10 protein-coding genes are annotated in these 11607 nt (G+C 63.2%); 9 read left to right on the plus strand and 1 reads right to left on the minus strand.

The genetic code is table 11. The annotated features are described in order from the left end of the window. The 7 genes from G4O04_06495 (at position 1) to G4O04_06525 (ending at position 9010) form a co-directional block, all read left to right on the plus strand. Positions 1–1920, plus strand: coding sequence for a hypothetical protein (locus G4O04_06495; GenBank protein HEY58169.1), 1920 nt, complete (start codon positions 1–3; stop codon positions 1918–1920). Beyond that, positions 1910–4114, plus strand: a complete 2205-nt coding sequence (locus G4O04_06500) for a DNA translocase FtsK (GenBank protein HEY58170.1) — start codon at positions 1910–1912, stop codon at positions 4112–4114. Before G4O04_06495 ends, G4O04_06500 begins: the two co-directional genes overlap by 11 nt. A gap of 138 nt (positions 4115–4252) precedes the next feature. Continuing rightward, positions 4253–4870: a CDP-alcohol phosphatidyltransferase family protein gene (locus G4O04_06505; protein ID HEY58171.1), complete on the plus strand. Its 618-nt coding sequence runs from the start codon at positions 4253–4255 to the stop codon at positions 4868–4870. Then, positions 4871–5743: a prolipoprotein diacylglyceryl transferase gene (gene lgt / locus G4O04_06510; protein ID HEY58172.1), complete on the plus strand. Its 873-nt coding sequence runs from the start codon at positions 4871–4873 to the stop codon at positions 5741–5743. It begins immediately after the preceding gene. 20 nt (positions 5744–5763) lie between these two features. After that, complete coding sequence (locus G4O04_06515) at positions 5764–6684, plus strand: ABC transporter ATP-binding protein (GenBank protein HEY58173.1); 921 nt, start codon at positions 5764–5766, stop codon at positions 6682–6684. An 8-nt stretch (positions 6685–6692) separates the two neighbouring features. Further along, positions 6693–8177, plus strand: a complete 1485-nt coding sequence (locus tag G4O04_06520; GenBank protein HEY58174.1) for an ABC transporter permease subunit — start codon at positions 6693–6695, stop codon at positions 8175–8177. An 83-nt stretch (positions 8178–8260) separates the two neighbouring features. Beyond that, on the plus strand, positions 8261–9010 hold the full coding sequence (locus G4O04_06525) for an MBL fold metallo-hydrolase (GenBank protein HEY58175.1): 750 nt from the start codon (positions 8261–8263) through the stop codon (positions 9008–9010). A 73-nt stretch (positions 9011–9083) separates the two neighbouring features. Here G4O04_06525 and G4O04_06530 read toward each other — a convergent pair whose 3' ends face one another. Beyond that, positions 9084–9599: an HNH endonuclease gene (locus G4O04_06530; protein HEY58176.1), complete on the minus strand. Its 516-nt coding sequence runs from the start codon at positions 9597–9599 to the stop codon at positions 9084–9086. A gap of 137 nt (positions 9600–9736) precedes the next feature. Here G4O04_06530 and G4O04_06535 point away from each other — a divergent pair, with 137 nt between their 5' ends. Together G4O04_06535 and G4O04_06540 are read left to right on the plus strand one after the other, a co-directional pair. Next, complete coding sequence (locus G4O04_06535; GenBank protein ID HEY58177.1) at positions 9737–11116, plus strand: tryptophanase; 1380 nt, start codon at positions 9737–9739, stop codon at positions 11114–11116. Between the two features lie 33 nt (positions 11117–11149). Beyond that, positions 11150–11607: hypothetical protein (locus G4O04_06540; protein HEY58178.1), on the plus strand; the 458-nt coding region annotated here is incomplete at its 3' end.

Genomic DNA, 11607 nt, shown 5'->3' on the forward strand with positions numbered 1-11607 from the left:
ATGGTCTCCTGGCTTCTTTCCACTTTCCAGGCGCTGACGCCCATCCTCACGGCGGGAATCGGGATTCTGGCCCTCTCGCTGTGGTTTTACACCCTGGCCTTCAACCTGCGCGATCGGGTGGCGCTGTCCTTTTCCCTGATTTTGGCCGCCTTGGTGCTGGTTTACGGCGGTGAGTCGCTGGGCGCGGTCGCTCCGCCTCAGGAGGCCGTCCCGGCGTTGCTGCTCAGTCTGTTGGGGGTGACTTTCCTGCCGCCGGCCTACCTGCATTTTTCGGATGCGTTGCTGGCCACCACAGGGCGTCCCTCGCGGGGGCGAAGACGCCTGTTGGTGCGTTTGTACTATGGTCTGGCGCTGGTGGGGGTGGCCGCCCTGGCCGCGGGTAAGGTGGTGCGTCTGGAATGGTCCCCCGACCCAGTGCCTCACCTGCCCGGCGCGGAGGGGGCCTGGGCGTTCGGGCTGTTCTACACCGTGGGCGTAGGTTGGGCCCTGGTGAACATCTGGCGGGCCTATCGCCGCACGGTGATGCTCACCAGCCGTCGGAGGTTGTTGTTCATCTTCTTCGGGGCGCTGGCGCCCGCCGTGGGCTCCTTCCCCCTGCTTACCCTGGGGGTGGATTGGGCGGCGCACCATCCGTTGTTCTTTTGGTGGCTGGCCACTGGTACGAACATCCTCATCAGCGCGTTGCTGGTTCTTTGGGCTTATGAAGTCGCCTTCTTCGGCACTTCCTGGCCCGACCGGGTGGTGAGGCTGCGTCTGTTGCGCTGGTTGCTCCGGGGGCCGGTCACCGTGGCCACCGTGTTGACCCTGACGACTTTGGTGCGCCGTTGGGGCGCCCGCCACGGGCAGGCGTATTCGGCCTTAGTGCCGGCGACCATGGTGCTTTCGTTCCTCTTTTTGGAGCATTTCATCGGCGTGCTGTTGCCCTACCTGGAAGACGCCATCCTCGCTTTAGAGGGCGGGGAGACGCTGCGCTTGTTGCGCGGGGTGGAAAACCGTATCTTCACCCGGAACGATTTGCGCCAGTTCCTGGAGGCCGTGTTGGCGGCCATCTGCGATCTCTTTCAGGTGGAGCAGGCCTTCATTGCGGCCACCACCGAAGGGGGGCGCCTGGAGTTGTTGAGCGAAGTAGGGGGCATGGTGGTGGCCTTGCCCGAACAGCCTTTGCAGGCTGAGCGCCTCGAGCAACGCGGTCGGATGGCTTTTTGGCGTTGGGATGGCTTCGTCTTGGTCCCCTTGCGGGCAGAGGATGGCACGGTGTTGGGGGTGCTGGGTTTCGCCGCCCCGGCGGCGATTCCCTGGGACGAAGAACAACATCAGGCCCTGGAGACCTTGGTGGAAAGGGCGACCATGGCGCTGGAGGATCAGCGTCTGCATCGCCAGTTGGCGGCGGCGCTGCAGGCTTTTCGGCAGCGCACGGACCTCATCCCCCGGCTGCGGGCGGCGGCCCGCTTTGACCAGCGCCAGGTGTTCACCCCGGTCGAGGCCTTGCCTCCCTCGGCCGAGTTGGCGCAGTGGGTCAAAGGGGCGTTGGCCCATTACTGGGGCGGCCCCAAACTGACCGAGAACCCGTTGCTGCGCTGGGAGGTGGTGCGTCGCGCGGCCGAGGAACATAACGGCAATTTGATTCAGGGCCTGCGGGCCGTGCTTCGTCAGGCGGTGGATCAGTTGCGTCCGGAGGGAGAACGCAAGTTCACCACCGAGTGGTTGCTGTACAATATCCTTGACCTGCGTTTTCTGCAGGGGCGCAAGGCGCGGGAGGTGGCCAGCCGGCTGGCCCTCTCAGAGGCGGATTTGTATCGCAAGCAACGGGTAGCCTTGCAGGAGTTGGCCAAGGTGTTGTTGCACATGGAGCGTCGGGCCCGCGAGGAGTCCCCGTCTGGTTCCCCCCACCCCACGGAGGAAGAGCATCGTGGCGCGTAAGCCCTCTGTGACCGAACCGACCGCCGAAGCCCCAGAAGAGGCGCCGGGCGCTGAGCGATGGGTGGACTGGTGGCTCAACGCCCAAACCGTGGCGTGGAATGCGTTGGGGTTGGCCGCCCTGGTGTGGGCGCTGGTGACCTTGCTGGGCCTGCTCAACCTCACCCAGGGAAGTCTGGTGGTGCCCTGGGTGGTGGCCTTGCGTCGCCTGTTTGGCTGGGGGGCCTTTTTGGCCGTGCTGGCCCTGGGCGTGTTGGGGTTGACCTGGCTCTACCGCGCCACTGGGCGATCCCTGATCTGGCGCTGGGGGCGGGTGTTGGCTCTGGAACTGGCCGCCTTGGCCTTTTGCGGCCTGCTTTCCCTCCTGGGGGGGCACAGCCCCCTCCGGGCCGACCAGGGGCTGGATGGTGGCATGGTGGGCTGGGGTTTGGTGGAAGGGCTGGATTTGACCCTCACCCGAGGAGGGACCTGGCTGGTGTTGGCGGGGACCTGGCTTTGGGGGGTGTACCACGGGTTGGGACTGGAAAAGATTACCGGGCGTTTCCTGCGGCGGTGGAGCCTGGAGGAGACTCAGGTGGAGGTGCCCCCGGCTACGCCCATCAGTGTGGAAGGCGAGCCTATCTCGTCGCCCGCACCTACCCCGCGGTACCGAAAACCCGCCCCGCGACCCTCGGTGCCTTTGCGCGTCCCCGAAGTGAGCGAAGAGCGCGTCGCCCGTCCACGGGACGAACGCCTGCCCCCGTTGGACCTCCTGCTGGAAGAGCGGGCGCATCGCGTGGACGAGCACTACATCAATCAGGCAGCGGGGATCATCGAGAAAACCCTGGCCGACTTTGGCATCCCGGCGCGGGTGGTCAATGTGCGGGTGGGGCCGACCGTCACCCAGTTTGCCGTGGAGCCGGGGTACCTGGAGCGTGAGGGGTCAGACGGCGAGGTGCAGCGGCAGAAAGTGCGGGTGGCGCAGATTTCGGCCCTGCGGCGCGATCTGGCCCTGGCGTTGGCCGCGGAGCGCTTGCGTATTCAGGCGCCTGTGCCCGGTCGGCCCTATGTGGGCATGGAAGTGCCCAACCCCAAGGCCGCAGCGGTGCGCCTGCGTCCCCTGTTGGAAAGCGAAGCCTTTCATCGTATCGGCTCCCCCCTGGCCGTTGCGCTGGGCCGCGATGTCTCCGGCCGACCGGTGGTGGCCGACCTGGCCAAGATGCCCCACCTGTTGATTGCTGGGACGACGGGTTCGGGTAAATCCGTCTGTATCTCGGCCATCACCACTTGCCTGGTGATGAACAACACCCCCCAGGATTTGCGCCTGGTGATGATCGACCCCAAGATGGTCGAACTGGTACGTTTCAACGGCCTGCCGCACCTGTTGGGCAAGGTGGAAACCGATATGGAACGCATCCTGGGCGCGTTGCGCTGGGTGGGAGCCGAGATGGAACGGCGCTACAAACGGCTGGAAAGGGCCCGCGCCCGGGATATCCTGGCCTACAACTTGAAAATGCGTCGCCGCAAACAAGAGCCTTTGCCCTTCCTCGTGGTGCTGATCGATGAGTTGGCCGATTTGATGATGTCCGCCCCCGATGAAACCGAGCATAGCCTGGTTCGCCTGGCTCAGATGGCCCGCGCCACAGGGATCCATTTGGTGGTGGCGACGCAACGGCCTTCGACCGATGTGGTCACCGGGTTGATCAAGGCCAATTTTCCGGCCCGGATTTCCTTCGCTGTGGCTTCCAGCGTGGACAGTCGGGTGATCCTGGACACCCCAGGCGCTGAACATCTGTTGGGCCGCGGCGACATGCTCTTCCAGCCGCCCGATGCGCCGGCGTCCATCCGCGCCCAGGGCGCGTTGGTGACCGACCGGGAGATCGAGCGGGTGATCGCCTTCTGGCGACAGACCTTCCCTGTGGAAAGCGCCTCCTCTCCCTGGGAGGATTTGCTGGCCCAGGAGAAAGTCTTGCAAGGGTACGACCCTCTGATTGCCGAGGCAGCGCGCATTGTCATGCGCACCCAGCGGGCCAGCACCACCATGTTGCAGCGTCGGTTGCGCATTGGCTATCCTCGGGCGGCGCGGCTGATGGAGGAATTGGAGGCGCTGGGCGTGGTGGGCCCCGCCGGAAATGGCCGCGAGCGCGAGGTGCTCCTGGGACCCGATGACGATTTCGTGCCGCCCGGCCAGAACCCGGAGGGAGAAGGGGGAGTCTGATCCAGGGCCGGGTGGCTGCGGAGCGCCGGGCAGGAAAGCATCCCAACGCCGACTTTGGCCCTTGCCCGCGTCCCGATGCTTGACACTCCCCTTTTCCTGGGTTAGCATACATTTGATTTTGCCCGAAGGAGGTGCGTTGTGGCGTCGTCGTTGCAGGAGCCGGTCACTTTTACTGATCGGATGCGGGTGCGCTTCAAAGGTGTGTTGGACGCTTTTGGCGGTTTTTTCAATCGTCTGGGCATTCACCCGAACACGATGACCCTGTTGGGGCTGATCGGCAACACCCTGGCCGCGATTTGGCTGGCCCAGGGCCGGTTGCTGGAAGGCGGGCTGTTGGTGGTCTTCAGCGGGGCTTTTGACGCTCTGGATGGCACCATGGCGCGCTTGCGAGGGCATCCCACGCCCTGGGGCGCTTTCGTGGATTCGGTCACTGACCGGTACTCCGAGTTGGTCATCTTTTTCGGCCTGCTAATGTTTTACACTTCCCGGGGAGACCGCATGGGGGTATTCCTGGTTTATCTGGCGGCGGCCGGTTCGGTGCTGGTCTCTTATGTACGGGCCCGCGCCGCCTCCTTAGGATGGGAGGTCAAAGTGGGCTTGCTCACCCGCTTCGAGCGTTATCTGGTGCTGGCCCCCACATTGGTGTTGGGCATTCCCCTGGTGGGCGTGGGCATCGTGGCGGTTGGCGCCAACCTGACCGCCCTTCAGCGGATCTGGTGGACGCGCCGTCAGGCTTTGGCGGCAAAGGAGTGGTAAATGACCTTTCAAATTGGCCCTTTGACCATTCATCTTTACGGCGTGATCCTGATGTTGGGCGCGGTAGCAGCGGCTTATCTGGCCAGCCGCGAAGCCCAGCGGCGCGGGTTGCCCCCCGACTATGTGTGGGATGCGCTCACCTATGTGATCATCGGTGGCGTGATTGGCGCCCGCTTGTGGCATATCCTTACCCCGCCACCCTCCATGGTGGCCATGGGCATCACCACTCATTACTACCTCACCCACCCCTTAGAGGCCATCGCCGTGTGGAAGGGCGGTTTGGGCATCCCCGGCGCCGTGATTGGCGGAGGGCTGGCGCTGTACCTGTATCTCAAAATCAAGCAACGCCATCTGCCGCCTTGGAAGCGCACTTCGTTTGCTCAATGGGCCGATGTGGCCGCGCCCGGTGTGGCCTTGGGCCAGGCCATCGGGCGCTGGGGCAACTATGTGAACCAGGAACTTTACGGCGCCCCGACCAACCTGCCCTGGAAACTGTACATTGATCCGCAATACCGACTGCAAGGCTATGAAAACATCGCCTATTACCATCCGCTGTTCCTTTATGAGTCCATCTGGAATGTGCTCAACATGGGCCTGCTGTTGTGGGTGGCGCGGCGATACGAGAAGCGCCTGCGCCAGGGGGATGTCTTCTTGCTTTACCTGATGGTGTATGCCGTGGGACGCTTTTTCCTGGAATACCTGCGCCTGGACGCTTCGCGCATCGGCACCATCAACGCTAACCAGACCCTGATGGCCCTGGTGGGGCTGGGTGCGGCAGCCCTTTTCCTGGCGCGGCATAGCCGCTGGTGGCCCAGGCCGGCCCAGGAGGCTCCCCAACCGAAAGGGAAACGTCGTCGGCGGAGGAAGAAGTAGGCCAAAGAGAGGTCGCTTTGATGCTGGAGGCCCTGACTTTGGGGAAACAGTTTGATGGCTTTTGGGCTGTGCAGGAGGTCACGCTGCAGGTTCGGCCAGGGGAGATTGTGGTGTTGCTGGGGCCTAACGGGGCCGGGAAGACCACCACCATGCGTATGTTGGCGGCCATCCTGCGGCCGTCCAGGGGGCGCGCCTGGGTGGCCGGCTACGATGTGGTGGAAACGCCGGAGGCCGTGCGCGCCCGGGTGGGGTTCCTCACCGAGCACCACGGGCTGTATGGCCGCATGACAGGGGAAGAGTACCTGCGCTTCTTCGGTCGGTTGTACGGCCTGGAGGCGGGCCCGTTGCAGCGTGGAGTGGAATACTGGCTGCGTTACTTTGGATTGTGGGAGGCCCGCCAGCGTCGGATTGCGGGGTATTCCAAGGGCATGCGCCAGAAACTGGCCCTGGCGCGGGCGTTGTTGCACGAGCCTCAGGTGTTGTTGCTCGATGAACCCACCTCGGCCATGGATCCGGAAAGCGCCGCGCGGGTGCGAGAGGCCATCTTGCGTTTGCGCTCGGAAAAGCGTACGCTGTTGGTCAGCACGCATCATCTGGCCGAGGCGGAAATGTTGGCCGACCGGATTGCCATTTTGCGGGCAGGACGCCTGGCCGATGTGGGCACCCTGGACGAATTGCGCGAGCGTTGGCTGGGGCCGCCGGTGTTCGAAGTGGAGGTGGGCCGACCGTTCCAGGGAGAGGTGCGGCTTCCCCCGGAAGCCGCGTTGGTGCAGGTGAAGGAACGACGCCTTTGGTATCGCACGGCGGCCTGGCAACGGGTGAACCCGGCCGTGGTGCAGGCTTTGGTGGCCCAGGGGTATCCTGTGCTGCGCCTGGAGGAAAAGCCGCGCACTTTGGAGCAGGTGTATCTGGCGGTGATGCAGGCCGCGACCCAAGGATGAAGAAGCCTATGTGGTTTGAACGAGCGAGGGATCGGGTGCGCCAGTTGGCCCTCTGGTACCGACCGGTGGGTGTGCTCTGGCAGCGGGAACTTCAGGATCAGTTGCGTGACTGGCGCATTCTGGCGCCGGTCTTCGTCCTGACTTTGCTCTTCCCGGCCATCGCCAACTTCACCGCCAAGCGGATGGTGGCCTTTACCGAGCACTATGGCGCTAAAGTGGTGGCTGAGAGCCTGTTCCCGTTTCTGATGTTGGCGGTGGCCTTTTTCCCCATTTCGATTTCTCTGGTGGTGGCCCTGGAGAGTTTCGCCGGGGAGCGCGAACGGGGCAGCATTGAGCCTCTCCTGGCGGCGCCTATCAGCGACGGGCAACTGTATTGGGGAAAACTCCTGGCGGTGCTTACTCTACCCTTGGCGGCGCTCTACACCGGCGTGTTCTTCTATGTACTGGTGATGGGCCTGCGGGTGGGATGGTGGCCTTCGACCCGCACCTGGGTCAGCGTGCTGGGCCTGAGCACCCTGCGAGCGCTGGCCATGGTGAGCAGCGCGGTGGTGATTTCCAGCCAGGCCACTTCGGTGCGGGGGGCTAATCTGCTGGCCTCGGCCATTATCATCCCCATGGCCTTCCTGTTGCAGGCCGAGGGGTACTTCATGTTTTGGCGGCACTACGATATGCTGATCTGGATCGCGCTGGGCCTGGCTGTGGTGACCTTGATCCTCACCCGATTGGGTCTGGCCCACTTCAACCGCGAGGGCCTGTTGGGCCGGGAACTCGATGTGTTCAACCTGGGCTGGATGAGGACGGTGCTGTTCGACGCCTTTCGGGGAGAGGCCCGTTCCTGGCATGAATGGGTGGTGGGTGCGTGGCGTCAGGCCTGGGGAGAACAGAAGGTGGCCCTGGGGCTGGTGGCGGCCCTCATGGCCTCCAGCGTGGCCATGGGCTATCATGTGGGCACTTTGTGGGTGCCGTCCCTGGTCAGGCAACACAGCGACGAAGTCGCCCAGGGCATTTTGGGTATTCTGGGCCCTTTGACCAACCCGGGCGGCGAGGGCTTTCCATGGCTTAACGGTTGGGCCATGCTCTCGCTTTTTGCCTATAACCTGCGGAGTTTGGGCCTGGCTTTTCTTGGCAGTTTGTTCACCCTGGGGGCCGTGGGGCTGTTGCTTCCGGTGTTGACCATGGGTGTGGTGGGCTTTGGGATGTATCTGGTACCGGCGGTGGGGCTGGCTTCACCCTGGCAATACTGGTGGCAGATGGTGCTCCCTCACGGCGTGGCCGAACTCCCGGCCATTCTGATTTTTGGCACCACCATGCTACGCATGGGAGCCCGCTGGATCGCTCCGGCCCAAGGGGCTTCGTTGGGTCAGGCCTGGTTGACGGCCCTTGGCGAGGCGGCGCGGGTCCTCGTCGCGGTGGTCATCCCGTTGTTCGCGCTGGCAGCCTTCCTGGAAGCCTTTGTTACCCCTTGGATGGTGGTGCATCCCTGGATGCCCTGAAGCCGCATAGGTACCGTGGGAGAACTCCCAGGCGAGGCAGCCCATGAACGGGGGCACAGAAAGAAAGGAGGAAGTCGGTAGTCATGCGTTGGGTTGTCCTGGGAACGGCTTCGGCCGTGCCCAAAGATGGGCTGGCCAATACCCATTTCGCTTTTGAGGATGGGGAGCGTCTTGTGTTGGTAGACGCCCCTGAAGGGGTGAGTTTGTTTTTGCAACGGGCAGGCTTGTCCCCCCAGGCCATCACGGATATTGTGCTGACGCATTTTCACCCGGACCATGTGAGCGGACTGGTGCCTTTGTTGATGGGACTGTGGCTGCAGGGCCGCCAGGCACCGCTACATCTTTACGGCCTGGAATACACCCTGAGTCGCGTGGAAACCCTGATGGATTTGTTCACCTGGAAGAACTGGCCGGATTTTTACCCATTGATCCTACACCGTATTCCCGAAGAAGAATACGCGTCGGTGCTGGAGACGCCCCACTCGCGCTGGGTGGCCTCCCCGGGGCGACATGTGATCCCGGTCATGGGCCTGCGGGTGGAGATGCCGTCCACAGGGCAGATTCTGGTGTATTCGGCCGATACCGAGCCTTGTGCGGCCATCGAGCGTCTGGCCCAGAACGCCAGCGTGCTGTTTCACGAAGCCACCGGGGATTTTGCCGGCCACACTTCGCCCGAGCAGGCCGCCGCATTGGCCGTTCGCGCTGGGGTCGAGCGGCTTTGCCTGGTCCATCTGTGCCCGGCCACCGCCCAGCAGGCCCTGGCCGCGGCGAGCAAGGTGTTCCCCGGTGCCGTGGAAATTCCCCGACCGTTTCAGGCGTTTCATTTTGCCTGAGGCATCCAGGGCGCAAAAAGCCGCCATCCGGCGGCTTTTTTGTGTGACTTCTCACAGAGTGAATGGAAAGCGGCTACCAGCCCTGCAAGAAGGTTTCCCATTCTTTATAGCGTTTGAGATAGTGCTGGAAGCGGTACAGCGCCGTGGCCGGGGGTGCCTGCGGCGGGCGCAGTAGGGGCATGTGGGCCTCTTCGGGCGTGCGGTTGCCTTTGCGCAGGTTGCACTCCGGGCAGGCGGTGACCAGGTTTTCCCACGAATAGGTCCCCCCACGTTGGCGGGGAATGACATGGTCCAGCGTGGGGCGGCTCACATGACGTCCGCAGTATTGACAGGTAAAGTTGTCGCGGCGAAACACTTCATAGCGGGTCAGTTTGATCACCGGACGGGGGCGTTTGACCATGTAATCCAGTCGGATGACCGAAGGAATGGGGATGGTCTGGGAAATGGAATGGATTTCCCCGCGTCCGTTGAGAATGAGGTGGGCCCGCCCGCTCAGAAGCAGCCCCAACGCCCGGCGCACGCTGCAGACATTGAGCGGTTCATAGTTGGCATTGAGCACCAGAACCGGGGAATGTAGGCTGTCCTCCATAAAACATTGCCTCGACACCGCCTTCAGCAACGCCGCTACCTGGCGCCATTATAGCATAACCCGTTTTGTCGCTGGCCCATTTCAAGGTAAAATGTGGCTCACAGCGCGTCTCATTCCTTGTGCAAAAGGAGACCTGTATGGCTCGTTACATTCCCGAACCCTTTCGCATCAAGATGGTGGAGCCCATTCGCCTTCCTCCGCCCGCCGAGCGCGAGGAAGCCCTGAAGCGGGTGGGCTACAATGTGTTCGGTTTGCGTTCTACCGAAGTGTTCATCGACCTGCTCACCGATTCCGGCACTGGCGCGATGAGCCAGGAGCAGTGGGCCGCCATGATGCGCGGCGACGAGTCTTACGCCGGTGCCCGTTCCTTTTACCGTTTAGCGGAAGCCATCGAAGAGATTTTCGGCTTCCGTTTTTTTGTGCCCACTCACCAGGGGCGGGCGGCGGAAAATGTGCTTATGAGCCTGCTGGTCAAACCCGGGCAGTATGTGCCCTCGAACATGCACTTTGACACCACAGACGCCAACATCCGCGCCCAGGGTGGCCGCCCGGTGAACCTAGTCATCGACGAAGCCTTTGACCCTACCAGCTCCCACCCGTTCAAAGGCAACCTGGACATCGCCAAACTGCGGGCCTTTATCGAAGAAGCGGGCCCGGAAAACATCCCCCTGGGGATGCTCACCGTGACGAACAACAGCGGCGGGGGCCAGCCGGTGAGTATGGAGAACATCCGCCAGGTGAGCGAGGTGTACCACGAGTACGGCATCCCCTTCTTCATCGACGCCTGCCGGTTCGCCGAAAATGCGTATTTCATCAAATTGCGCGAGCCGGGCTATGCCGATAAATCGCCTCTGGAGATCGCCCGCGAGATGTTCTCCTACGCCGATGGGGCCACTATGAGCGCCAAGAAAGACGCCATCGTCAACATCGGCGGCTTTCTGGCGATGAACGACGAAGACCTCTACCGCCGGGTGTGCAACGAACTGGTGGTGCGTGAGGGCTTCCCTACTTACGGCGGCCTGGCGGGGCGCGACCTGGATGCCATGGCGGTCGGCCTGCGAGAGGCCCTGCAGGAGGATTACCTGGCCTACCGCTTGGGGCAGGTGCAATACCTGCTCGATCGGCTCAAGGCCGAAGGAGTACCCGTGTTGGAGCCTGCCGGGGGCCATGCGGTGTATCTGGATGCCAAGCGTCTGCTGCTGCATATCCCGCAAAGCCAGTTCCCCGGCCAGGCATTGGCCGTTGAACTCTATCGCGAGGGCGCGGTGCGTGGCGTGGAGATCGGCTCGGTGATGTTTGCCTACCCTGACCCCGATACCGGTGAAATGGTGTACCCCAAGATGGAACTGGTGCGCCTGGCCATCCCGCGGCGAGTGTACACCCAGAGCCACCTGGACTATGTGGCCGAGGCGGCGGGGCGCATTGTGCAGCGGGCGGCCGAGGTGCCGGGCTATCGCTTCACCTATGCGCCTGACCTCTTGCGGCATTTCACGGCCCGTTTCGAGCCTGTCCGCTGACTTGAAGAAGTCATCCTGCCCTTGGAGTGGGCCGTGTTTCGCTTTTCCTCCTCCTCTCGTTGGCTTTGGATCCTCGCGTTGCTGGTGCTGACCCTGGCGTTGGCCAGTATCGCGCCCCCGGAGCGCACTTTGGGAACGAACATCCGCACGGTGTATCTCCATGGCGCCTGGGTTTGGTCGGCGTTGCTTTCCTTGGCGGCGGCCGCCGGGCTGGGGCTGGCCGCGCTGGTGTCTCGCCGGCCGCGCTGGCATGCCTGGTCGCGGGCCTGGGGCCGCACCGGCGTGTTGTTGTGGATCCTCTATCTCCCGCTCTCTCTCTGGGCCATGCAGACGAACTGGAACGGTCTCTTTCTGGCCGAACCCCGCTGGCGTTTGGGCATGATGTACGCGGTGGTCGGACTGTTGCTGCAATTGGGCCTGAGCCTGTTGCCGGTCGTCTGGGCCTCGGTGGGCAATCTGGCCTATTTCCTGGCCCTGGTCTGGAGCCTGAC

It is taken from the genome of Anaerolineae bacterium (assembly GCA_011176535.1).
Classification (GTDB): domain Bacteria; phylum Chloroflexota; class Anaerolineae; order Anaerolineales; family DRMV01; genus DUEP01.